General features: G+C 73.5%; 22 protein-coding genes and 3 tRNA genes. 11 read left to right on the forward strand and 14 right to left on the reverse strand.

The window, feature by feature from the left end; genetic code table 11:
* Window position 1: 1 nt before the first annotated feature.
* Window positions 2–1,369, reverse strand: a complete 1,368-nt coding sequence (locus tag CLV28_RS04040) for a glycosyltransferase family 2 protein (RefSeq protein WP_100421943.1) — start codon at window positions 1,367–1,369, stop codon at window positions 2–4.
* Between the two features lie 309 nt (window positions 1,370–1,678).
* Between CLV28_RS04040 and CLV28_RS04045 the strand changes: the two genes are divergently transcribed.
* The 4 genes from CLV28_RS04045 (at window position 1,679) to surE (ending at window position 4,995) form a co-directional block, all read left to right on the forward strand.
* Window positions 1,679–2,326: a DedA family protein gene (locus tag CLV28_RS04045; RefSeq protein ID WP_100421944.1), complete on the forward strand. Its 648-nt coding sequence runs from the start codon at window positions 1,679–1,681 to the stop codon at window positions 2,324–2,326.
* A 98-nt stretch (window positions 2,327–2,424) separates the two neighbouring features.
* A complete protein-coding gene (locus tag CLV28_RS04050) occupies window positions 2,425–3,189 on the forward strand; it encodes a glycerophosphodiester phosphodiesterase (RefSeq protein WP_100421945.1) in 765 nt (254 codons plus the stop codon).
* A gap of 11 nt (window positions 3,190–3,200) precedes the next feature.
* Window positions 3,201–4,190 carry a 1-phosphofructokinase family hexose kinase gene (locus CLV28_RS04055; RefSeq protein ID WP_100421946.1) on the forward strand — a complete coding sequence of 330 codons (990 nt, stop codon included), beginning with the start codon at window positions 3,201–3,203 and terminating at the stop codon, window positions 4,188–4,190.
* 37 nt (window positions 4,191–4,227) lie between these two features.
* Complete coding sequence (gene surE / locus CLV28_RS04060; protein WP_100421947.1) at window positions 4,228–4,995, forward strand: 5'/3'-nucleotidase SurE; 768 nt, start codon at window positions 4,228–4,230, stop codon at window positions 4,993–4,995.
* Here surE and CLV28_RS15770 read toward each other — a convergent pair.
* On the reverse strand, window positions 4,989–6,905 hold the full coding sequence (locus CLV28_RS15770; RefSeq protein WP_203968113.1) for a mechanosensitive ion channel domain-containing protein: 1,917 nt from the start codon (window positions 6,903–6,905) through the stop codon (window positions 4,989–4,991). The two genes, surE and CLV28_RS15770, sit on opposite strands and share 7 nt — an antisense overlap.
* A 66-nt stretch (window positions 6,906–6,971) precedes the next feature.
* Window positions 6,972–7,568: an antibiotic biosynthesis monooxygenase gene (locus CLV28_RS04070; RefSeq protein WP_100421948.1), complete on the reverse strand. Its 597-nt coding sequence runs from the start codon at window positions 7,566–7,568 to the stop codon at window positions 6,972–6,974.
* Between the two features lie 419 nt (window positions 7,569–7,987).
* Between CLV28_RS04070 and CLV28_RS04075 the strand changes: the two genes are divergently transcribed.
* Complete coding sequence (locus CLV28_RS04075; protein WP_100421949.1) at window positions 7,988–9,421, forward strand: M15 family metallopeptidase; 1,434 nt, start codon at window positions 7,988–7,990, stop codon at window positions 9,419–9,421.
* Here the strand turns inward: CLV28_RS04075 and CLV28_RS04080 are convergent, their stop codons facing one another.
* The 7 genes from CLV28_RS04080 to CLV28_RS04105 form a co-directional block, all read right to left on the reverse strand.
* Entirely contained in the window at window positions 9,422–10,684 is a 1,263-nt protein-coding gene (locus CLV28_RS04080) for a prenyltransferase (RefSeq protein ID WP_100421950.1), read from the reverse strand.
* A complete protein-coding gene (locus tag CLV28_RS04085; RefSeq protein ID WP_100421951.1) occupies window positions 10,681–11,100 on the reverse strand; it encodes a lycopene cyclase domain-containing protein in 420 nt (139 codons plus the stop codon). The genes CLV28_RS04080 and CLV28_RS04085 overlap by 4 nt, the downstream gene beginning before the upstream one ends.
* On the reverse strand, window positions 11,097–12,773 hold the full coding sequence (gene crtI, locus CLV28_RS15960) for a phytoene desaturase family protein (RefSeq protein ID WP_239073130.1): 1,677 nt from the start codon (window positions 12,771–12,773) through the stop codon (window positions 11,097–11,099). The genes CLV28_RS04085 and crtI overlap by 4 nt, the downstream gene beginning before the upstream one ends.
* Before the next feature lie 71 nt (window positions 12,774–12,844).
* Window positions 12,845–13,720: a phytoene/squalene synthase family protein gene (locus tag CLV28_RS15965; RefSeq protein ID WP_157802486.1), complete on the reverse strand. Its 876-nt coding sequence runs from the start codon at window positions 13,718–13,720 to the stop codon at window positions 12,845–12,847.
* Window positions 13,717–14,742, reverse strand: a complete 1,026-nt coding sequence (locus CLV28_RS15970) for a polyprenyl synthetase family protein (protein ID WP_157802487.1) — start codon at window positions 14,740–14,742, stop codon at window positions 13,717–13,719. Before CLV28_RS15970 ends, CLV28_RS15965 begins: the two co-directional genes overlap by 4 nt.
* Before the next feature lie 136 nt (window positions 14,743–14,878).
* A complete protein-coding gene (galE, locus tag CLV28_RS04100) occupies window positions 14,879–15,871 on the reverse strand; it encodes a UDP-glucose 4-epimerase GalE (protein WP_100421953.1) in 993 nt (330 codons plus the stop codon).
* A gap of 66 nt (window positions 15,872–15,937) precedes the next feature.
* A complete protein-coding gene (locus tag CLV28_RS04105) occupies window positions 15,938–16,300 on the reverse strand; it encodes a metallopeptidase family protein (RefSeq protein ID WP_100421954.1) in 363 nt (120 codons plus the stop codon).
* Between the two features lie 102 nt (window positions 16,301–16,402).
* Here CLV28_RS04105 and CLV28_RS04110 point away from each other — a divergent pair.
* The 5 genes from CLV28_RS04110 (at window position 16,403) to CLV28_RS04130 (ending at window position 17,766) form a co-directional block, all read left to right on the forward strand.
* Window positions 16,403–16,475, forward strand: a tRNA-Glu gene (locus CLV28_RS04110).
* A 95-nt stretch (window positions 16,476–16,570) separates the two neighbouring features.
* Window positions 16,571–16,644 (forward strand) — tRNA-Asp (locus CLV28_RS04115).
* A gap of 44 nt (window positions 16,645–16,688) precedes the next feature.
* Window positions 16,689–16,764 (forward strand) — tRNA-Phe (locus CLV28_RS04120).
* A gap of 175 nt (window positions 16,765–16,939) precedes the next feature.
* Window positions 16,940–17,491 carry a phage holin family protein gene (locus CLV28_RS04125; protein WP_100421955.1) on the forward strand — a complete coding sequence of 184 codons (552 nt, stop codon included), beginning with the start codon at window positions 16,940–16,942 and terminating at the stop codon, window positions 17,489–17,491.
* The gene (locus CLV28_RS04130; protein ID WP_100421956.1) at window positions 17,488–17,766 is read left to right on the forward strand and encodes a DUF3618 domain-containing protein; all 279 of its coding nucleotides are present in this window, start codon (window positions 17,488–17,490) and stop codon (window positions 17,764–17,766) included. Before CLV28_RS04125 ends, CLV28_RS04130 begins: the two co-directional genes overlap by 4 nt.
* Before the next feature lie 375 nt (window positions 17,767–18,141).
* On the opposite strand, the gene CLV28_RS04135 is transcribed toward CLV28_RS04130, so the two are convergent.
* On the reverse strand, window positions 18,142–18,351 hold the full coding sequence (locus CLV28_RS04135; protein WP_100421957.1) for a BldC family transcriptional regulator: 210 nt from the start codon (window positions 18,349–18,351) through the stop codon (window positions 18,142–18,144).
* Window positions 18,352–18,689: 338 nt separating this feature from the next.
* Between CLV28_RS04135 and CLV28_RS04140 the strand changes: the two genes are divergently transcribed.
* Complete coding sequence (locus CLV28_RS04140; RefSeq protein WP_100421958.1) at window positions 18,690–18,884, forward strand: DUF3073 domain-containing protein; 195 nt, start codon at window positions 18,690–18,692, stop codon at window positions 18,882–18,884.
* 293 nt (window positions 18,885–19,177) lie between these two features.
* Here the strand turns inward: CLV28_RS04140 and purM are convergent, their stop codons facing one another.
* The 3 genes from purM to CLV28_RS04155 form a co-directional block, all read right to left on the reverse strand.
* Window positions 19,178–20,284, reverse strand: coding sequence for a phosphoribosylformylglycinamidine cyclo-ligase (gene purM / locus CLV28_RS04145; RefSeq protein WP_100421959.1), 1,107 nt, complete (start codon window positions 20,282–20,284; stop codon window positions 19,178–19,180).
* A gap of 53 nt (window positions 20,285–20,337) precedes the next feature.
* Entirely contained in the window at window positions 20,338–21,885 is a 1,548-nt protein-coding gene (gene purF, locus CLV28_RS04150; protein ID WP_100421960.1) for an amidophosphoribosyltransferase, read from the reverse strand.
* 71 nt (window positions 21,886–21,956) lie between these two features.
* Window positions 21,957–22,343, reverse strand: a complete 387-nt coding sequence (locus tag CLV28_RS04155; protein ID WP_100421961.1) for a hypothetical protein — start codon at window positions 22,341–22,343, stop codon at window positions 21,957–21,959.

Consider the following 22,343-nt stretch of genomic DNA (forward strand, 5'->3'; position numbering starts at 1 on the left):
GTCACACCGCGGGCAACCGCTCCGGCTCGACGTCGGGCAGCAGCCGCGGGCCGTCGTCGACGACGATCGGCTCGCGCGCCGTCTTGGCCCAGCCGTGGCGGCGCAGGAGCTGCCGCCCGAGCGCCCGCCACACCACGGGGTAGGTGATGAGCGAGTAGAGCATGTAGGGCAGGACGACGATCAGTGCGGTCGCGACCTCGCGCCGGGTCCCGCCGCGCAGCAGCACCCCGAGCGGGGCGGGGCCGAGCGCCGCGACGACGAACAGGACCATCGCGGGGATCACGCGCGGCAGGATCGCGACGTCCTCGACGACCCAGTACCAGAAGGTCATGGTCATGCCGACCGCGACGGCGGCCTGCACCACGGGCGTGAGCAGGTACATCACGGCGTCGAGCCGCGCGACGAGCGAGACGTGCCGCATGCGCCGCACGCCGAGCACGTCGGGCACGACCTGCCACCCGCCCTGCGCCCACCGCGTGCGCTGCCGGTACAGGCGGCGCAGGTTGGGCACGCCCTGCTGCTCGACCACGGCCGCGTTGGTCTGCTCGCCGCGCCAGCCGGCCTGGACCATCCGGACGCCGAGGTCCTGGTCCTCGGTGAGCTTGTCGCGCCACGGGCCGCGCGCCACGCCCTCGGGCATCTGCTCGTCGACGACGAGGTCGTCGAGCGCCGAGAGCCGGTTGAACTGCCCGTTGCCGCCCATGTTCGCGGTGCCCCACCACGACCGCGCGAGCTGCATGACGCGCCCGAACACCGAGAACTCGAGGCCCTGCGCCCAGGTGAGGTAGCCCGTCTGGTTGTAGATGCGCACGAGCGTCTGCACCCCGCCGACGCGGGGGTCGGCGAAGTGCTGCGCGAGCACGGACGGCGCCCCGGGGTCGAGGCGACCGTCCGCGTCGACGACGCCCACGATCACGCGGTCGCGCGGCACCCCCGCGAGCTCCTCGCCGATCATGCGCCACGCGAGGTCGAGCACCGCGGCCTTGCCGATGCGCGCCTCGGGCAGCTCGCGACGCACCACGCGCAGGTCGGGCACGTCGAGGCCCGCGAGCACGGTCGGGGTCGCGTCGGCCGAGGCGTCGTCCACGACGACGATGCGGCGGTGCGTCGCGCGGACGTCCGCGAGGCGACCCACCGAGTCGGCGATCGTGACCTCCTCGTCCATCGCGGGCACGACGAACACCCACATGAAGTCGGACTCGTCGGCGCGGGGCGTGCGGTCGGCACGACGGCGCCGGCGGCGCTCGCGCGCGGCGAGCACGACCAGCAGGAGGGTCCAGGCGACGGCGCCGAGCGCGACCGCGAGCAGGACGCTCAGGACGATCGCGGGGATCAGCGGGATACCGGTGAAGAGGGAGAAGGCGCTCACGGGAGGCGCACACGTGTCAGCACAGCCCGGGACACTATGTTTCGCATCGGGAGAACTTTCGCGCGTCCGTCGCGCTCCCGGTGCGCGCGGCGTGGAGGTCCCGTGAGAATGGGACCAGCGCGACGTGACGTGCGCGACACCTGTCGTGAAGGACCGGCAATCGGCCCAATTCACGGCCCGCACGGGGTGACCGGCGAGTAGCCTGCGGAACAACGGTCCTCCCGGGGCCGTTGTGCCCCGACGGGCCGCCTCGCGCGGCCGGCCAGGGCTCGCACGCCTCTCGTGCGCCGTCGACAGAAGGCACCCCGCATGCTCCACACGCTCGCCCAGACCGGGCTGCTCGACCCCGAGTCGTGGCTGTCCGGCGGCGGGACGACCGCCCTCGCCCTGGTCTGCGCGATCGTCTTCGCGGAGGTCGGCCTTCTGCTCGGCTTCTTCCTCCCGGGCGACACCCTGCTGTTCTTCACCGGCATCATCACGCTCAGCGGCCAGATCACCCAGCCGCTGTGGCTCGTGGTCCTGCTCGTGACGGCCGCGACGACGCTCGGCGGCGAGCTCGGCTACGAGATCGGACGTCGCTCGGGCCCGGCGGTGTTCGACAAGCGCGAGAGCGGTCTGTTCAGCCGCGCGAGCGTGGCCCGCGCCGAGGGGTTCTTCGAGCGCTTCGGTCCCGCGACGGTCGCGATCGCCCGGTTCGTCGCGATCGTGCGGACGTTCGTGCCCGTGGTCGCGGGCGTCGCCGTCATGCGCCGCCGCACGTTCTCGTTCTTCAACCTCGTCGGTGCCGCCGCCTGGAGCACCACCCTGATCGTGCTCGGCTACGAGCTCGGCAAGATCCCCGTGGTCTCGGACTTCGTCTCCGCGTACCTCGACCTGATCCTCGTCGCGCTCATCGTCGTGTGCGTGACCCCCGTGCTCGTGCGCGTCGTGCGCACGCGCCGCGCCGCACGCGCCTGACGGCCCCGGCAGCACCCGACAGAACCCGCCAGCACCCGGCAGAACCCGGCAGAACCCGACTGAACCCGCCGTGACGTACCGGCTGGTTGACTGACCCCATGCTCCTGCACCCCGGCCGACCCTCCGTCGTCGGGCACCGCGGCGCCTCCGCGGACGCCCCCCAGAACACCCTCGCCGCCTTCCGGCTCGCGCTCGCCGAGGGCGCCGACGGGATCGAGACCGACCTGCGCCTGACCGCGGACGGCGCGCCCGCCGTCATCCACGACGCGCGGGTCGACGCCACGACCGACGGCCGGGGGCTCGTCGCCGACCTCACGCTCGCGCAGGTGCGCGCGCTCGACGCGGGCACGTCGTTCGACGCCCGGTTCGCCGGGCAGCGCGTGCCCACCCTCGACGACCTCGTGACGCTCCTGGCGGACCACCCGACCACGGAGCTCCTGCTCGAGCTCAAGGGCGTCTGGGCGGCGTCCGAGGTCGCGCCCGTCGTCCGCGCGCTGCAGGACGCGGACGTCGCCGGGCGGGTCGTCGTCAAGGGCTTCCGGCGCGAGACCGTCGAGGCCGTGCGCACCGCGGCACCCGGCGTGCGGCGCGGCCTGCTCGTCGAGCACCCGACGCCCGACCTCCTCGACGCGTGCGCCCGCCTGGACGTGTGGACGTGCAACCCCGCGGTGGCGCTCGTCGCGGCCGACCCCGGCCTGGTCGCCGCGCTGCACGACGCCGGTCACCACGTCATGGTCTGGGACGCCGACACCCCCGAGGAGTGGGAGCTGTGCACGGCGCTCGGGGTCGACGCGATCATGACCGACCACCCCGGCGCCCTCGCGCGGTGGTTCGACGCGCGGGCGGAGGGCGCCCGCGCCTAGTCTCGGCAGGGATGAGCAGCGAACCGCCCCGCAGGGCGCCCAGCACCCCGGCCACCGCGCCGGCCGAGCCCGCCCGCACGCCGCGCGTGTGCGTCCTCGCGGTCACGCCGCAGCTCACGGTCGAGATCGAGCCGTCCGGCCCCACCGAGTCCACCCCCGAGGTCCACGTGCACCCGGGCGGGCAGGGTCTCTGGCTCGCCCGCATGGCGTACTCGCTCGGCGCCGAGGTCGTGGTCTGCGGCCCGTTCGGCGGCGAGACCGGGTCGGTCGCCGCGCACCTCGCGCGCGCCGAGAACCTCGAGCTACGACCCACGACCACCGCGGGCAACGGCGCCTACGTGCACGACCGCACGGACGGCGTCCGCCGCGAGATCGCGCTCATGCCGCCCCGCCCGCTCGACCGGCACGAGCTCGACGACCTCTACGGCACCGTCCTCGTCTCGGCGCTCGAGGCCGACGTCTGCATCGTGACGGGCGCCGAGCCCGCGGTCGGCGTCCCCGCGTCGTTCTTCGGCCGGCTCGTGCGCGACCTGCACGCGTCCGACAAGCTCACGGTCGCCGACCTCTCGGGCAGGCAGGCCGCGGCCGCCGCGAGCGCCCCGGGCGCGGTGCTCAAGATCAGCCACGAGGAGCTCGTGGACGGCGGGTTCTCGGCCGACGACTCGCTCGACGCGCTGCGCGCCGCCGGCCGGGCGCTGCTCGACGGCGGGCCGCGCGCCGTCGTCGTCTCGCGCGCCGAGAAGCCGTCCCTGCTCCTGACCGCCGACACGGCGCACCTGGTCACGACGCCGCGCATCACGACGGTCGACCACCGGGGCGCAGGCGACTCGATGACCGCCGGGATCGCGGTCGGTCTCGGGCGGGGCCTCGCCCTGCCGGACGCCGTCCGGCTGGGTGCCGCCGCGGGCGCGCTCAACGTGACACGACGCGGGCTCGGCACGGGCCGGCGCGACCAGATCGAACGCTTCGCGCGGCGCGTGAGCGTGCGCGAGCTGACCTGACCGGGCTCGTCGCCCGCCGACCGACCGGAGGAGCACCGTGCGAGCACTCATCACGAACGACGACGGGATCATGTCGGAGGGCCTCGCGGTGCTCGCCGCGAGCGCCGTCGAGGCCGGGTACGAGGTCGTGGTCGCGGCCCCCGCACGCGAGTCGTCGGGCGCGAGCGCGTCGCTGCTCGGTGCAGAGAAGGACGGTCGGCTCGTGGTCGAGTCGGTGCGCGCACCCGGGCTGCCCGACGGCGTGACGTCGCTCGCGGTGCGCGCGGCGCCCGCGCTCATCGCGTTCGTCGCGGCGTACGGCGGGTTCGGGCCCAAGCCCGACCTCGTGCTCTCGGGCGTCAACAAGGGCGCGAACACGGGCAACGCGGTGCTGCACTCGGGCACGGTGGGGGCCGCGCTGTCGGCGACGACGCACGGCATCACGTCGGTCGCGGTGTCGATCGACGCCGCCGCACCGACCCACTGGGACACCGCACGGCGCGTGACCGACCACGGCCTCGCGTGGGCGACGTCGCACGACCTCGCGGGTCGCGTGCTCAACCTCAACGTGCCCGACCTGCCGCTCGACCGCGTGCGCGGGCTGCGGCAGGCGCCGCTCGCGACGTTCGGCGCGGTCTCGGCGCGCATCCACCAGGACGACGACCGCAACCTCACGCTGCGTTACACGGGCACCGACGCGTCGGGCGAGCCAGAGTCGGACGCCGGGCTGCTCGTGCGCGGGTGGGCGACCGCGACGCTCCTGCGCGCACCGTTCGCGGACGTATCCGCGGTGTTCCCGGGCTTCGGGCCCGTCGCGGGTCAGTAGTCCCCGCCGCCACCGTCCCCGCTGCCGCCGTCCCCGCCGTCGCTCGAGCCCGTCGGGTCGCCGCCCCGGGGTGCGCGCCGGGCACGCTCGTCGGGCGTCTCGTGGGGCGTCTCGTGGGGCGTCTCGTCGGGAGTCTCCTCGGACGTCGAACCCTCTGGCGCGTCCCGCGCGTCGCCGCCCGCGCGGCCGTCCTCGTGTCCGTGCCCAGAGCCGTCGCCGCGCGGGTGAACGTCGCCGTGGGAATGGCCGTCGCCGCGCGGGTGAGCGTCGCCGTGCGGGTCCTCCGCGTTCCGGATGGCTGTCTCCTCGCGCTCGTCCCAGACCTCCTGGCCCGGTCCCGAGAACGCGCGCGACCGCTCGATGCCTTCGCGCGTGCCGCTGAACAGCGCGGACTCGCTCGCGGTCGACACCTCCTCCATGACGACGGTCGCGTCGTCGCTCGGCGTGGGCATCGCGGCGGCGTCCACCGGCACGACCGCGGGCACGGGCGGCACGTCGACGGCGCCGTCGGCCCCGCGGTGCAGGCGCGGGACCCGGACGGGACCGCGCTTGCGCCCCTTGCCCTTGCGTCCGGTCGCTCCGGACAGGTCGAACCGCGGGCCGTCCTGCCCGTCGCCCCCGGCGCCGGGCGCCCCGTGCGCGTCGCCGTCGGACGTCGCCCCGCCGGGCCGGTCCTCGGCGTCGAGGTCGTCCGGGCCGGTCGGCGACCCTCCGGAAGCTGCGGCTCCGGCGGCAGTAGTTCCGGTTGCCGTAGTTCCGGTGGCAGTAGCTCCGGTGGGCGTCGCGCCCGTCGTCGTCCCGACCGCCCCGGTCGTCGCGGCGCCCACCGGCTCGCGCCCGGGCTCCTCGCTGAACCGTACGCGCGGCAGCGCCTGGGGCGCCTCGCGCTGGAGCCAGTCGACGAGTCCCTCGCGCACGTAGCAGCGCAGGTCGAACAGCGTGGGCGCGTCGGCCGCCGAGACGAGCGCGCGCACCTGAACGCGGCCGCCCGTGGCCTCAGTGACCTGCAGGATCCCGACGCGCTCGTCCCAGAGGCCGGACTCGGCGAGCAGCGCCTTGAGCGCGCCGCGCATGCGACCCACGGGCACCTCCCAGTCGAGGTCGACCTCGACGGTGCCGAGCAGCTCGGACTGCCGCCGGGTCCAGTTCTCGAACGGTGTCGTGGTGAAGTAGGTCGAGGGCAGGATGAGCCGTCGGTCGTCCCACAGGTGCACCACGACGTACGTCATGGTGATCTCCTCGATGCGACCCCACTCGCCCTCGAGCACCACGACGTCGTCCGAGCGGATCGCGTCGGTGAACGCGATCTGCATGCCCGCGAACACGTTGGCGAGCGACGTCTGCGCGGCGAGGCCCGCGACGATCGAGATGAGGCCCGCAGAGGCGAGGATGCTCGCCCCGGCGGCCCGCGCCGCGGGGAAGGTCATGAGGATCCCGGCGATCGCGCAGACCACGAGGATCGCGACGGTGAGGCGTCGCACGACGACGATCTGCGTGCGGGCGCGGCGCGCGTGCCGGTCGTCCGATGTGTTCTCGGACGAGAACCGCACGAGCAGACGGTCCTCGAGCACGAACGCTACCGAGCCGACGAGCCACGCACCCGCGGCGATGAGCCCGATGTCGAGCAGGTGCACGAGCGGTGCGCGCCACCACAGCCCGGTCCCGTCGCGCGGCACCGTGACCTGGACCGCGACGAGCACCGCGAGCACGAGCAGCACCGTCCGGGTAGGGCGCCGCATGCGCACCGACATGTCCCGCGCGACGTCGCTGCGCCGTCCGATCCTGCCCACGACGAGGCGGAGCACCACCGCGACGAGCAGGGCAGCGACGACCGCGATCGCGACCGCGCCGAGCGTCAGCACGACGCTGTACGCCTCCTGGGCTGCTTCAGAGATCTCCGGGTCGTCCATGCGTCCACCCTAGGAGCGGGCGTCTGCCCCGCGACCTGAGACCGTGGTCCCCGGGCGTGCGTCGGGTCACGTCCTGCGCGGCGCCGTGAGCCACGGGCGCAGCAGCCGCGTGACCCACGGGATGAGCAGGTACGTCATGATCGGCGTGAGCAGCAGGGTCGTGCCGAGCACGCGCAGCACCACGGGCACGTCCTCGAACCCGTCGACGTGCCCGAGCAGGACCGTCACGAGCAGGTTGAGCGGGAAGAACGCGAGCCAGATCGACACGGACTGCTTCCATCGCGGAGGGACGACGACGGCGGGCGGGGCGTCGTCCTCGCGCGCGGGCGCGTCGAACCACCCTTCGATGCCGGTGCGGCGGACGACCCTCTGCTCCTCGACCAGGCCACGGCCGCGCGCGAGCCAGGCCGCGCGCTCGTCCGACGTCTCCCATGCGGCGAGCCGCGCGGCGTCGGCGAACCGGTAGAGCAGGTGCCAGTCGTGCGAGTCCTCGCCGTCGCGCACCCAGCCCGACCCGAGGAACCCCGGGTAGCGGTTCGCGAGGTTCACGCCCGCCTGGACCCACCGGGTCGCCTCGGGCACGTGCTCGGGGCTCACACGGCGGTGCACGGAGACCGTGACGGTGCGCGTCACGGAGCCGCCGTCCGGGGATGGTGTCGTCATGCGACGAGTCAACGCTCCGCGCGGCCCGCCGCGCCCGCGGGACCGATGGCGTGGGACTCGGCGTCCCGAGGGGCGGGAACCTCCGGCCAGGACCACCGGAGGTCGCGGACGTCGGCGCAGGACCACCGAGGGGCGGGAAGGTAGCGACGACCAGGTCGCCCCGCACGGCGGGCGGACCCTGTTCGCACCGATCTCCACAGGTGCCGCACGAGCCCACCACGGGACCGGCGAGGAACCTTCTCCCCGTGCTGACGGGACGCCCAGGCTCGGGGAGCAGGATGGATCTCGAGCCCGCGACGACGAACTGTCCCCCCCCTTGTGTTCGGCGTCGCGGGCTCATGCCATGCCCCGACGGACGGACCCCCTGCGTGACCACCCCACCCGGAACCAGCCCATCGCCCGAGAACACCCCGGCACCTGTGAACGCCACGGCACCCGTGACCGACCCCGCACCCATGACCGACCCGGCACGCCGAGGCTCGACGCCAGGCCGCCACCGCGCCGACGCGACCTCCCGCACGAGGGGTGCGCGCTCCCGCGACGACCGCCGCGCGACCACCAGCACCGACTCCCGCGAGGACGGCGCGACGAGCCGCGAAGGTCGCCGCGCGGCGTCCCGCACCATCGTGATGCGCCGACGACGGTCGACCGGCATCACCGCGGGCGTCGCAGCCGTCATCATCACCTCGGCCGGCACCGCCGCCATGGCCCCCCAGCAGTCGCCCGACGCCGCGGCCGCCGACCTCGTCACGTCGCAGACCGGGCAGCATGTCTCCGAGGAGCACGTCGAGGTCGCGAGCGAGCTCGTCGACGAGGCGACCGCCGAGGTCGACCGGGCCGCGTACCTTGCGGACTCCGAGCACGTCGACGCAGCGACGCGCACCGAGATCACGCAGGCGCAGGCCGAGGTCGAGTCCCTCGCCGCCGAGGTCGCCGACGCGACGCCGGTGCTGGCCGCGTCGGCGGAGGGCGACCACTCGGCGGAGCCCGTCACGTCCGCGACCACGACGACCATGGAGCCCGCCACGACCGAGGCGGCCGCGTCGTCCGCCACGACGTCGTCCGCCACCGAGTCGTCCGCCACCGACCCGACGACCGACCCGACCACCGAGGTCGCACAGGAGATCGCCGACCTGACGGCCGGGGCGCGCACTGACGAGGCCCCGGAGACCGGCTCGACCGTCGTCGACTCCGCGCTGGCCGACGCGACCGACGACTCCGCGCCTGCGGACGAGGAGGTCCTCACCGAGGTCGTCGAGACCTTGCCGCAGGCCGACGAGCTCGCCGTCGCGACGACCGAGCTCACCGCGGTGCTCGACCAGGCCGAGGACGCGAGCACTCCGGTCGTGATCGCCGGCCCGACGCCCGAGGAGATCGCCGCCCAGGAGGCGGCCGAGGCGAAGGCTGCCGCGGAGGCCGAGGCGGCCCGCATCGCCGACCTGTCGGCCCAGGCCGCCGCGTACGGCAACGGCGAGATCCCGAGCAACCTCCTGTGCGACGTGTCGTTCGACGCGTCCGTCCTGCTGCGGTGCGACGCGGCGGCGGCCCTCGAGGACCTCGACGCGGCGTACGCGAACCAGTTCGGCGGGCACCTCGCGATCAACTCGACCTATCGCTCGTACGCAGCCCAGGTGTCGACCAAGGCGGCCAAGGGCTACCTCGCGGCCACGCCCGGCACCTCGAACCATGGTGACGCGGTCGCTGTCGACCTCAGCATCGGCGGCTACGGCTCGGCCGAGTACGTGTGGCTGCTGGCGAACGCCCCCGCCTTCGGGTGGGACAACCCTTCGTGGGCGCGGGCGGGCGGCTCGAAGGCCGAGCCGTGGCACTGGGAGTTCGGCACGAACGACTGATCAGGGCCAGTTCGCTGCGATGAGCAGCATGGTCACGCAGAACCCGGTCACGAGATTGAGCCACAGGAACGCGCGCCACCCGGCGTTGGCGCGTTCCGCGTCGTCGTCGGTGAGGCGTCGGAACCGCAGCACGTTGACCGCGTAGGGCAGCGGCAGGATCGCCGCGAGCGCGCCCGGCCAGCCGAGCACGAGGAGCACGAGCGCCGCGACGACGTAGGCGCCGGCCGCGACGAGCACCGTCGCCCGCGCCCCGATCACGGTCGCGACCGATCCGAGGCCGGCCGCACGGTCGGCGCGCACGTCCTGCACGGCGCCGAACGCCTGCGACGCGGCGCCCCAGAGCACGAAGGCGACGAGCACCGGCCAGGTGCTGCGCGCGTCGAGCGGGGCGTCGACGAGCACGAGCGCGTAGAGCAGCGGACCGACGAAGTGCATCGCTGACGTGAACGAGTCGACGAACGCACGCTCCTTGAACCGCAGCACGGGCGCCGAGTAGGCGATCACGAGGAACACCACGACCGCGAGCACCAGGTTCGCGGCGAGGTCGCCCCACGCGACGAGCAGTGCCAGGAACGGCACGTTGGTCACGACCGTCGCCCACAGGATCCGCCGGTGCAGCGTGCGTGCGCGCTCGGGCGCCACGAGCGCGCCCTCGATCCCACCCTTGCGCGGGTTGCGCAGGTCGGACTCGTAGTCGAACACGTCGTTGATGCCGTACATGAGCACGTTGTATGGCACCAGGAAGTACAGGGTGCCGACGACGAGCGCGGCGTCGACCCGGCCGCCCGTGGCCACGAGGTATCCCGCGGCGAAGGGGTACGCGGTGTTGACCCACGAGAAGGGCCGCGACGCGGCGAGCACCGCGCGCACGGTCTCCAGCGCGCCGTACCCGTCGCGCGCGCCGACGCCGTCCGGCTCGTCGTCCTGCGACCGGCCCGCCGCCCGCTCCTCGCGCGCCGTCCGACGGCCCCGACGCTCGAGCCACGTCCACAGCGCCGGCACCATGAGCACCGCCGCGACCGGGTAGAAGAAGTCCTCGAGCGGAGCTCCCCAGAGCCACACGCCGAGGATCTTGTCGGGGTCGAACGTGTAGAGGCCGACGTCGATCATGATCGTGTCGAACACGAGCGTGAGCGCGCACATGACGCCCGCCGCGACGAGCAGCGGGACGAGCCGCGTCCCGCGCGGTCGCCGGAGGATCACCGGGACGCACACGAGCGCGAGCACCCCGACCACGACGATGTTGAGCACCACGTTGGTCACGCCGCACCCCCCACGTCCGGCTTCGCGCCGCCGCCAGCACCGCCGTCGCCAGCACCGCCGCCGTCCGCTGCGTCCTCCCCGACGCCCTGCCGCCGGCGCCACCAGCGGTCCGTGCCGCGCCACGCGAGCAGCGTCGTGTACGACAGGAGGGTCAGGAACACGGCCTCCTCGACCGGCAGCTCGGGCGCGAGCAGCAGACCCGTCTGGTGGGGCGAGTCGCCGCGCGCGAAGATCCCGAGGGCGAGCCCGGCGACGTCCCACGCGAGGAACACGACGACCGCGACGAGCAGCACGACCGCGCTGCGCCGCGGCGCGTGCCAGAACGCGAGCCGCAGCCGCCGGTCGATCAGCGCGAGCCCGCCGAGCGAGACCGCGAGCGCCGTGAGGTACGCCAGGCCCGTGAGGTCGAGGCTCACCCACGCACCCCCAGGTAGCCGCGTCGCAGGGGCACGGGCAGGGGGCGCGCGGACGTCTCGCCGAGCAGCCGCTTGGCGACGAGCTCGGCGCTGATCACGCACATGGGCAGGCCGACGCCGGGGACGGTGCCGCTGCCCGCGCGGTAGAGCCCTTCGACGCGCCGCGAGGCGTTCCCGGGCCGGAACATGGCCGACTGGCGCAGCGTGTGCTCCATGCCGAGCGCGGTCCCGCGCCACGCGTGGAACGTCTCGTGGAAGTGCGCGGGCCCGACGACGCGCCGCGTGACCACGCGTTCGCGCAGGTCGTCGACGCCGGCCCACGCCGCGACCTGGTCGAGCGCGGCGTCGGCGAGCCGTTCGAGCCTCTCCTGCGAGGCGTCGTCGGCCCCGAGGCTCTCGTCGGCCGGGAACGGCACGAGCACGAACAGGTTCTCGTGGCCGGCCGGGGCGGCGGGCCGCGCGGTCCCGGCGTGGTCGGTGGCCGACGTCCGCGACACGTAGAGCGACGCGGGCGAGGGCACGTCGAGGCCGCGGACGGCGGAGGCGCGGTCGTCGCCGAGCACCGCGGCGAAGTTGCCGGGCCAGTCGCGCGTGAAGAACAGCGAGTGGTGCGCGAGCTCGGGCAGCTCGCCGCGCACGCCCGCCATGACGAGCATCGCGGAGATCCCGGGGCCCGAGCGGTCCCACGTGGGCGCCGGCAGGTCGGCGTACCGCTGCGGGAGCAGCGCCGTCTCGGTGTGGTGCAGGTCGGCGGCCGAGACGACGACGTCGGCGGCGAGCTCCTCGCCACCGGCGAGCCGCACGCCCCGGGCACGACCGCGGGGCCGCCGTCCGAGGTGACGCAGCCCGACTCGACGGAACGCATCCCGGCGCGGGCGGCCGTCGGGGTCCTCGGGCGCGTCGACGAGGATCTCCTCGACCTCGGTCGAGGTACGGATCGTCACGCCCCGCTCGCGCGCGAGGCGTTCGAGCGCCTCGACGAGCGTGTACATGCCACCGCGCGGGTACTGCACCCCGTCGACGAGGTCGAGGTGGCTCATGAGGCTGTACAGCGCGGGCACCCGGTAGGGCGACGATCCGAGGAACACCGCGTGGTATCCGAGCACCTGGCGCAGCCGGGGGTCGCGGACGGCGCGTGCGGCCTCCTGCGCGAGCGTGCGGGTCAGGAGGGTCGCGAGCCGGGGCAGACGGCGCAGCACGGCACCGTCGACCGCGCGGTCGAGGCGCGCGAACGTCGTGTAGAGGAAGTGGTCGAGCGCGAGCCGGTAGGCCTCGCTCGCGCGTCGCGCGTACGCGGTCACGCGTTCGCCCGCGCCCGGTTCGAGCCGGTCGAACGTCGCGGCGTTGGCGACCGGGTCGCGCGTCACGTCGAGGCGGTCGTCGCCCGTGCTCGGTCCGTCGCCCGAGGGCTCGAAGAACACGCGGTAGCCGGGGTCGAGCGGCACGAGGTCGAGGTGGTCGGCGACGTCCTCGCCGAGCATCGCGAAGTAGTGCTCGAACACCTCGGGCATGAAGTACCACGACGGTCCCGTGTCGAACCGGAACCCGTCGACCTCGAGCGTGCCCGCCCGCCCGCCGACGCTCTCGCCCCGCTCGACGACCGTGACCTGTGCGCCGCCGTGCGCGAGCAGGGCCGCGGTCGCGAGGCCCGCGACGCCACCGCCGACGACCACGACGCGCAGAGCCTCTCCGTGCGTACCGCCCGCGTGCGTGCTGCCCCCGTGAGACGCAGCCGCCCGGCGGCTCACGCGTGCACCCGCACGAGCTCGCGCACCGCGGCGCGTCCGGCCACGAGCGCCTTCTCGGCGTCGGGGACGCGCACGCGGCGGGTCAGGAGCTCGGTGGGCGGGGTCGCGGCGAGCCGCACGAGCAGGCGGTCGTAGAGCGCGAGGGTCGCCGCGACGGCGGCGCGGGCGCGGCGCGGCAGCCCGGGCATGCTCGTCCGGGCGACCTCGACGTCGTCCCGGATCTCGGCGAGCAACACCGCGAGGCAGGCGTCGTCGAGCGTCTCGGGCGTGACGCCAGGGAAGTAGCAGCGGCCGAGGTCGGCGTAGTCGGCCCGTAGGTCGCGCAGGAAGTTGATCTTCTGGAACGCCGCCCCGAGGGCGCGCGCCCCGCGCACGAGCTCCGCGTCGGGAGTCACGACGGGCGCGCCCTCGGGCCGCTCGACCGCGAGGAATACCGCGAGGCACATGAGCCCGACCACCTCGGCCGAGCCGTACACGTAGCGCTCGTAGCTCGCCTTGTCGTGCACGAGCACGGTGAGGTCGGCGCGCATGGACGCGAAGAACGGGTCGAGCGTGCTGCGGTCGATGCCCACCTCGGCGGCGGTGCGCGCGAACGCGTGCACCACGAGGTTGGCCGACCAGCCGCTCACGAGCGCCGCGCGGGCCTCCGCCTCGAGCGCGTCGAGCGCCTGCGCGGCGTCGGGCCCGAGGCGCGTGTCGACGATCTCGTCGGCGACGCGCACGAGCCCGTACACCGCGTCGATGTGCGCGCGGGCGCGACGACCCAGCAGGCGCGCTCCGAGGCCGAACGACGTCGAGTACTCCGCGAGCACGCCGTGGCTCGCGCGGTACGCGGCCCGGTCGTAGAGCGCCGCTCCCACCGCGCGGCTCACGCGGACCGCTCCACGAGCGTGCGGGCACGCTCGGCGAGGTGGTCGCGCAGGGGGGCGGGGAGGCTGTCGAGCGCGACCGTGGCCGCGGCGACGCGGGCGTCGACCTCGCGGTGCAGCGCGTCGACGGCGCCCGTCGCGCGCAGGACGGCGCAGACCCGGGCCGCGTCGGTGGCGTCAAGGTCGGGCCGGCCGAGGTGGGCATCGAGCGTGCGCCGCTGGGCGTCGTCCGCGAGCGCGTGGGCGAGCGCGACCAGGTGCGTCCGCTTGCCCTCGCGCAGGTCGGAGAGCACCGACTTGCCGGTCACGGCGGGGTCCCCGAGCACGCCGAGCTCGTCGTCGACGAGCTGGAAGGCGACACCCATGTGCAGACCGTAGGTGGTCAGCGCGTCTCTGGCCTCCGCGGACGCGCCCGCGAGCGCCGCGCCGGCGAGCAGCGGGACGACGCACGTGTAGGTCGCGGTCTTGAGCTCGGCGACGAGCAGCGCGTCGGTGCGGCCCGGGAGCTCGGACGACGCCGCGACGTCGAGGAGCTCGCCCGCGACGGTCGTGTGGATCGAACGGACCAGGAGACCGACTACCTCGGTCGCGACGGCGGGCGCAAGCGGGGCGCGCAGGACGACGTCGACCGCCGCGGCGATCGCGAGGTCGCCCCCGAGCAGCGCCGCGGCGTCGCCCTGGGCGCGTGCGACCTCGGGCGCGACGCCCTCGGCGGCGAGGCGGGCGCGCGTGGCACCGGCGATGTTGGGCCGCCCGCGCCGGACGTCGTCGTGGTCGAGCACGTCGTCGTGCACGAGCATGGCGGTGTGCAGGATCTCCTGCGCGAGCGCGACGGGGACGACCGCGTCGAGGTCGTCCCCACCGAGGCCGAGGTAGGCCGCGAGCGTGAGGCGCGGGCGCAGCATCTTGCCGCCCACCTGGTCACCGAGGTCGGCCCAGAGCTGCGCGGCGCGCGGGTCCAGGGCCAGCGCGCGGCGTCGGGCACCCTCGACGTAGAGCACGCCGGACGCACGGACGCGCCCCATCGCCTGGTCGACCGCCGACGCCACGTCGGACCGCGCAGGTCGGACGCGCCGTCGGACATCCTGCTCGAGCACCCGCACCACCCCTCTCGTGAATGCTCAGCATACTGAGTAATCAGGCCGGGGGCAGCACGGCACGTCAGCCGGCAGGCAGATCGATCGGCCGCGGGCCCTGCTGCCAGGCCTCCCAGGCGGAGGCGACGATCTCGTCGAGCGCGTAGCTCGCGCGCCACCCGAGCACCTGCTCGATGCGCTCGACCGAGGCGACGAGGCGAGCTGGGTCGCCGGGGCGCCGCTCGACGACGTCCGCGGTCACGTCGAGTCCGCTCGCCCGGCCGACCGCCTCGATCACCTCGCGCACCGACGAGCCGGTCCCCGTCCCCACGTTGAACACGTCGAACGGGCGGTCGTCCTCGCCGAGGTGGTCGAGAGCCGCGAGGTGCGCGTGCGCGAGATCCAGCACGTGCACGTAGTCACGGACGCACGTGCCGTCGGCGGTCGGGTAGTCGTCGCCGAAGATCTTCGGCCGCTCGCCCCGCTCGAGGCGGTCGAGGACCATCGGCACGAGGTTGAGGATCGCCGGGTCACCGAGCTCGGGCCAGCCTGCGCCGGCGACGTTGAAGTAGCGCAGCGCGACGAAGCGCAGGCCCCAGGCGCGCGACGCGGCGCGGCCGAGCCACTCCCCCGCGAGCTTGGTCTCCCCGTAGGGGTTCAACGTCTCGGTGTGGAGCTTCTCGTCCAGGATCGCCGAGGCCTGGTTGCCGTAGAGCGTCGCGCTCGACGAGAACACCAGCCGGTCCACCCCGGCCGACTCCATGGCCGTGACCAGGTTAGTGAAGCCCCCCACGTTCTGCTGGTAGTACCAGGCCGGCCTCTCGACCGACTCGCCGACCTGCTTGCGCCCGGCGAAGTGGACGACGGCGGTGACCGCGCGCTCTCGCATGACCCGCTCGAGCACCTCGACGGCCTCCGGCGCGGACACGTCGACCTCGACGAGCGTCGCGCCCTCGACCCGCTCGGCGCGCCCCGTGCTGAGGTCGTCCACGACGACGACGTCGTCACCGCGCTCCTGCAGGAGCCTCACCACGTGAGCGCCGATGTACCCCGCCCCGCCCGTCACCAGAATCGTCATGTCACGGATCCTAGCGCGAGTGAGCGATTCTGTGCATTCATGTTCGCTCTTGTCCGGGATTGCGGCTCAGCCCCAGCCGAGCGCGTGCAGACGGTCGTCGTCGATCCCGAAGTGGTGCGCGATCTCGTGCACGACCGTCACGGCGACCTCCTCCACGACCTCCTCGATCGTGTCGCAGATCGCGAGCGTCGGGTTGCGGAAGATCGTGATGCGGTCGGGCAGCGACCCCGCGGCCCACCCGCCGTCCCGCTCGGTCAGCGGCACCCCTTCGTACAGACCGAGCAGCTCGGGGTCGTCGTCGGGCGCGTCGTCCTCGACCAGCACGACCACGTTGTCCATGCGCGCCGCGAGCTCGGGCGGCACCAGGTCGAGGCCGTCGCCGACGGCCTCCTCGAACGCCTCGCGCGTCATCTCCACCACGCACGCCATCCTGCCCCATCCGACGGCGTGACGGACGACCGCCCCGCACGCCCGGGGACGCGTCTTTGCGCGGCTGCGGGCGCCCACCGTATGCTTGTCCCGGCCAGTCCAGCCCCCATCGTCTAGCGGCCCAGGACCCCGCCCTTTCACGGCGGTAGCACGGGTTCGAATCCCGTTGGGGGTACGCAGCACCACATGGGACCGGCCTCACACCGAGCGGATTTCAGATTCGCCGCGAGGGTGGGGTAAGGTTCTCACGGTTCGGAAACGGATCAGCAAGGCCCTGTAGCGCAGTTGGTTAGCGCGCCGCCCTGTCACGGCGGAGGTCGCGGGTTCAAGTCCCGTCAGGGTCGCACTGCACATCCGCCCGGTCATCATGACCGGGCGTTCGTGTCAGGGCTCTGTAGCTCAGTTGGTAGAGCGTTCGACTGAAAATCGAAAGGTCACCGGATCGACGCCGGTCGGAGCCACCACCGAAACCCCCAGGTCATCGACCTGGGGGTTTCTCGCGTCCCGGGACAGCCCCTGTCGGACGGCGGTGTGCGCGGCCTCACGTCGCCCCGACCGGGCCGCGTGGCGCGGTGAGTTGCGGCGACCAAACCTTCACTGTTGAGTGGGGACAGATCCACGCCGAGGAAGAGGTGAGACATGAGCGACTGGGACGACGGACACGAGCCGCCCCGACCGTCGATCGGCCAGCTCGTCGAGAAGCTCACCGAGCAGACGACGCGCCTGGTGCGGTCCGAGATCGCCCTGGTCAAGGCCGAGCTGACGACCAAGCTCACGCACGCGGGCATCGCGATCGGACTCTTCGTCGTCGCCGGCGTCCTCGCGCTGTACGCGCTCGGGTGGCTGCTGTACGCCGCGTTCGCCGGACTCGCCGAGGCGTTCGCACCATGGCTCGCCGCGCTGATCCTCGGCGTCGCGCTGCTCGTCGTGATCGCGATCATGGCGCTCGTCGGCAAGGCGCAGCTCAAGCGCGGCATGCCGCCGACGCCCGAGGCCGCGATGCAGAGCATCAAGGACGACATCGCGACGCTCAAGGGCGGGACCTCCGCCTCGGCGACGCCGACCGCGTCCGCGAAGGCGTCCGCAAAGCCTGCGTCCTCCGCAAGCACCGCGAAGCCGACGCCGGGAACCGCGTCGACCGGCACCACGTCGACGACGTCCGCCTCGAACCCTGGGGAGAAGACCGCATGAGCGCCCAGCAGGAGGCCATCGAGGCCGAGATCCGCCGCACGCGCGCCGAGCTAGCCCGCACGGTGGACGAGCTGACCGCCCGCCTCGACCCGCGGGTGCAGGCCAAGAACGTCGCCGGCTCGGCCAAGGCCGCCGTCGACGACACGCGCACGTTCGTGACCGGTGGGGGGCTGCCCGCCGACGGCTCGCGCGCCCGCAACGTCAAGGTCGCGCTCGGTGCAGCCCTGGGTGTCGTGGTGCTCGCCGCCGTCGTGGTGCTGCGCGCACGACGCTGACTCCGCAGGCTCACGCGCTGCAGGGCTCGGCCGCTGAGCCGATCGACCGCACGTCGGCCGCTGCACGGATCGGATCATCGGCCACGGCGGGAAGTCCACGGCGCCTGCGGTTCTCGCGCTGCGACACTGCGTCGCTGGTCGACGCGGTCTCGCACGTCGCGTCTCCACCCGAGTGCTCGCGCCGTCGTCCGGCTGCCCATCCAGCACGGTCCGTCCTGGCACCACGGTCCGTCGTGGCAGCACGAATCAGCGGATCCGGTCAGCCGGACCCGCTCGTTCCCCTCGCCTGGTGAAGCTCCGCCGGACCCGTGGGGCCCGGCCGTGACGTCTGACGTCGCGCCCGGCGCGATCCCCGTCGCCGGGCCGCGCGCGACGTCAGTCGTCGGACTTCTTCATCTCCTCGCTCGCCGCACCCAGGAGCGCCCGAACCTCGGACTCCTTGTAGCGGCGGTGACCACCGAGCGTCCGGATCGACGAGAGCTTTCCAGCCTTCGCCCATCGTGTGACGGTCTTCGGGTCGACCCGGAACAGGCTGGCCACCTCGGCCGGCGTGAGCAGGACTTCGGAGTCGCCATGCACAGACATACGCTGCACCTCCTCGCGGCCGCGAACTGCTCCAGCTGAGGCGCCGGACGACATGACAGTTCGTGCCAGTCCATCCATTGTCACAGGATGGGGCAATTCCACGACTTGGGAACAGGGTGAAATAGGACGGTATTGCCCTGTAAGAGTGCTCACATTCCGCGGATCTCGGGGGTTCCGGGCCCTTCCGGGCGTGTGAGCCGCGTCCCAGGCGTGGTCATCAGGTGGAGAGAATCCCCCGGGAGGTTGTATCGTTGCCAGCGAACAGACGTACAGAACACTCCGGGGCCGCACGTGACAGCACGTTGCCGCCCCGCTCCTAGTTGAGGGGGGTCGGAGCCATGGGCCGCGGCCGTCAGAAGGCAAAGCACACCAAGGTCGCACGGGAGCTGAAGTACTACAGCCCCGAGACCAACTATGCGGCGCTCGAGCGTGAACTGTCCCATCCCAACACCGACGTCGTGACCGAGTCGCGGTACTCCGCGGACGATGACGACGACGACCAGGGCTACGCGAACTGGTCCGACGAGCGCTGACGCTCCCCACACCCCCGCTCGCGCGGGGCCATGCACGAACCCGACGCCCGGTGCGCGGAACACCTGTTCCGCCGCCGGGCGATCGTCGTGCGGTGAGGTCGTCGCGCTGTGAGGTCATCGATCTGTCGGCTGACCGGCGTGCCAGCAGCGGTCATCGCGCCACGAGCTGAACATCGCCGTCGGGCGATCGCCCCGGCGCGGCGGGCGGCTGCCCGCCGCCGGGCGATCGTCGTGCGGTGAGGTCGTCGCCGCCAGTGACCGCTGGCGATCGTGACCGCCGGCGACCGTGCGCGTCAGCGGTAGTCGTTGACCAGGCGCACGGCGCCCGCGGTCACGCCCTTGGTGCCGGCGACGAGGCCGGACCGGTCCGCATCGTCGGCGAGCTCGTCGACCTGGCCGAGCACCCAGGCCGGCAGGCCGAGGGCCGCGCAGCGCGCGAGGGCGGCGTCCACGCCGTCCGCCCCGACGACCGCGACCATGCCGACACCCAGGTTGAGGGTGTTCTCGAGGTCGGTGCGCGGCACGCCACCGAGCTCGCGGACGACCTGGAACACCGCCGGGACCTCCCAGCTCGCCCGGTCGACGGTCGCGACGAGGCCCTGCGGGAGCACGCGCGCGAGGTTCGCCGCGAGCCCACCACCGGTCACGTGCGTGTAAGCGTGCACCTGCGCGGCCTCGTCGCGGGCGAGGGCGAGGCAGTCGCTCGCGTAGACGCGGGTCGGGGTGAGGAGCTCCTCGCCGAGGGTGCGGCCGAACTCCTCGACCTCGCGCTCGAGGCCCCAGCCGGCGTGGTTGATCACGGCGCGCACGAGTGAGAACCCGTTCGAGTGCAGGCCCGAGGCGGCGAGGCCGATCAGCACGTCGCCCGCGCGCACGCGCTCGGGGCCGAGCAGGTCGTCGGCCTCGACCACACCGGTCGCGGCGCCCGCGACGTCGTACTCGTCGACGCCGAGCAGCCCGGGGTGCTCCGCGGTCTCGCCGCCCACGAGGGCGGTGCCCGCGACCTCGCACGCCGCCGCGATGCCGCGCACGACGTCGGCGATGCGCTCGGGCACGACCTTGCCGCACGCGATGTAGTCGGTCATGAACAGCGGCTCGGCGCCGACCACGACGATGTCGTCGACGACCATGCCCACGAGGTCGAACCCGATGGTGTCGTGGATGTCGAGCGCCTGCGCGATCGCGACCTTGGTGCCGACGCCGTCGGTCGAGGTCGCGAGCAGCGGGCGGCGGTACTTCTGCACGGCGCTGAAGTCGTACAGCCCGGCGAACCCGCCGACGCCCCCGAGCACGGCCGGGCCCTGGGTGCGCCGCACGGCGTCCTTCATGAGCTCGACGGCCCGGTCGCCCGCCTCGGTGTCGACCCCGGCTGCTGCGTAGGTCAGGCCCTCGTTCGTCACGTGCTGTCTCCTGCTGTCGTCTGGTCGGGCGGTGGTCGCGGCGGCCGGCAGGCTCACGGCTGCTGGAGCGCGGTGCCGCCCCCGGCGCCGACGCTCAGGTGGCGCAGGCCGTCCTCGGGGGCGCCGAGCGGCAGCTCGGCCTGCTCGAGGAGGTGCTTGCCGAGCTGCTCCTCGGGCGGCAGCTCGATCGGGTACGTGCCCGTGAAGCACGCGGTGCACAGCTGCGAGGCGGGCTGCTCGGTCGCAGCGATCATGCCCTCCTCGGAGATGTAGCCGAGCGAGTCCGCGCCGAGCGAGGCCCCGATCTCGTCGGGGGTCAGGCCGTTCGCGATGAGCTCGGCGCGCGACGCGAAGTCGATGCCGTAGAAGCACGGCCACTTGACCGGCGGGGAGCTGATGCGCACGTGCACCTCGGCGGCGCCGGCCTCGCGGAGCATCCGCACGAGCGCGCGCTGGGTGTTGCCGCGCACGATCGAGTCGTCGACCACGACGAGGCGCTTGCCGCGGATCACGTCGCGCAGCGGGTTGAGCTTGAGCCGGATCCCGAGCTGGCGGAGCGTGTCGGACGGCTGGATGAACGTGCGCCCGACGTACGCGTTCTTGGTCAGGCCCTGCCCGAACGGGATGCCCGACTCGGCGGCGTACCCGACCGCGGCGGGCGTGCCCGACTCGGGCACCGGGATCACGAGGTCGGCGTCGACGTGGTGCTCGCGGGCGAGCTGGCGGCCCATCTCGACGCGCGCCGCGTGCACGGAACGGCCGTTGATCGCGGTGTCGGGGCGCGCGAGGTAGACGTACTCGAACACGCAGCCGGCACGCTCGACGGGCGCGAACCGCTGCGAGCGCAGACCGTCGCCGTCGATCGCGATGAGCTCGCCCGGCTCGATCTCGCGCACGAACGACGCGCCCACGATGTCGAGGGCCGGGGTCTCGGAGGCGACGACCCAGCCGCGCTCGAGCCGCCCGAGCACGAGCGGGCGCACGCCCTGCGGGTCACGCGCCGCGTACAGCGTGTGCTCGTCCATGAACACGAGCGAGAACGCGCCGCGCAGGCGCGGGAGCACCTCGAGCGCGGTCGCCTCGAGCGTGTGGTCGGCGTCGCCCGCGAACAGGGCGGTGATGAGAGCGGTGTCGGTCGTGTTGCCGCGCGCGAGCTCGCCGCGACGCTGTGCGCCGTAGCGCTCGGCGACGAGGTCGACGAGCTCGGCGGAGTTCGTGAGGTTGCCGTTGTGGCCGAGCGCGACCGTGCCGGCGGTCGTCGCGCCGAGCGTGGGCTGCGCGTTCTCCCAGGTGACGCCGCCCGTGGTCGAGTAGCGGCAGTGCCCGACGGCGATGTGTCCCGTCAGGGCGTCGAGCGCGGTCTCGTCGAAGACCTGGGACACGAGCCCCATGTCCTTGTAGACGAGGATCTGCTCCCCGTTGCTGGTCGCGATGCCTGCGGACTCCTGCCCCCGGTGCTGCAGGGAGTAGAGCCCGAAGTATGCGAGCTTGGCGACCTCTTCCCCGGGAGCCCAGACCCCGAAGACGCCGCAAGCGTCCTGAGGGCCCTTCTCACCGGGCATGAGGTCGTGGTTGAGACGTCCATCTCCGCGAGGTGCCACGGCTCAATTGTCACACACGCGCCAGGACCGCAAGCGGGGCGGGCAGCCCGTGGGACGCGTCGTCCCGCGGGTCAGCGCCCGCGACGCCGCAGGCTGCGGCGATCCGCGAGGATTGCGAGGAAACCCGCGAGGAGCACGGTGACGGTCGTCACGCTCAGCGTGATCACCGTGAAGTAGACCCCCGGCTTGAGCAGGCCCTCGGCCTCGTCCTGCAGCAGCAGGTACGTCGCGAACGTCGCGCCGAGCACGATCCCGACGTACGTGCCGGCCTGGAAGAACGCCTTGTAGCGGGGCGCCCGGCGCACGGTCGTCGGGTCGACGACGTCCTCGATCTCGACCTCGTCGACGGGCTCGTCCGCCTCGACCTCGTCGGTCGGCTTCTCGTCGCGGGGTGCCGTCTGGTCGCTGGGTGCCGTCTCGTCGCGCTCGGGCTCGTCGTGGGGATCGGTCGTGCTCAC

The sequence above is a fragment of the Sediminihabitans luteus genome (assembly GCF_002797595.1).
Taxonomy (GTDB): Bacteria; Actinomycetota; Actinomycetes; order Actinomycetales; family Cellulomonadaceae; genus Paraoerskovia; species Paraoerskovia lutea.

Coding starts and splice junctions, on each gene's coding strand:
- galE (WP_100421953.1), bottom strand. CDS start 15,871: ATGACGATTCTGGTGACGGGCGGGGCGGGGTACATCGGCGCTCACGTG.
- CLV28_RS04140 (WP_100421958.1), top strand. CDS start 18,690: ATGGGCCGCGGCCGTCAGAAGGCAAAGCACACCAAGGTCGCACGGGAG.
- CLV28_RS04050 (WP_100421945.1), top strand. CDS start 2,425: ATGCTCCTGCACCCCGGCCGACCCTCCGTCGTCGGGCACCGCGGCGCC.
- CLV28_RS04045 (WP_100421944.1), top strand. CDS start 1,679: ATGCTCCACACGCTCGCCCAGACCGGGCTGCTCGACCCCGAGTCGTGG.
- CLV28_RS04135 (WP_100421957.1), bottom strand. CDS start 18,351: ATGTCTGTGCATGGCGACTCCGAAGTCCTGCTCACGCCGGCCGAGGTG.
- CLV28_RS15970 (WP_157802487.1), bottom strand. CDS start 14,742: ATGGGGCGCGTCCGTGCGTCCGGCGTGCTCTACGTCGAGGGTGCCCGA.
- CLV28_RS15770 (WP_203968113.1), bottom strand. CDS start 6,905: ATGGACGACCCGGAGATCTCTGAAGCAGCCCAGGAGGCGTACAGCGTC.
- CLV28_RS04105 (WP_100421954.1), bottom strand. CDS start 16,300: ATGGCGTGCGTGGTGGAGATGACGCGCGAGGCGTTCGAGGAGGCCGTC.
- CLV28_RS04125 (WP_100421955.1), top strand. CDS start 16,940: ATGAGCGACTGGGACGACGGACACGAGCCGCCCCGACCGTCGATCGGC.
- CLV28_RS04070 (WP_100421948.1), bottom strand. CDS start 7,568: ATGACGACACCATCCCCGGACGGCGGCTCCGTGACGCGCACCGTCACG.
- CLV28_RS04130 (WP_100421956.1), top strand. CDS start 17,488: ATGAGCGCCCAGCAGGAGGCCATCGAGGCCGAGATCCGCCGCACGCGC.
- CLV28_RS04055 (WP_100421946.1), top strand. CDS start 3,201: ATGAGCAGCGAACCGCCCCGCAGGGCGCCCAGCACCCCGGCCACCGCG.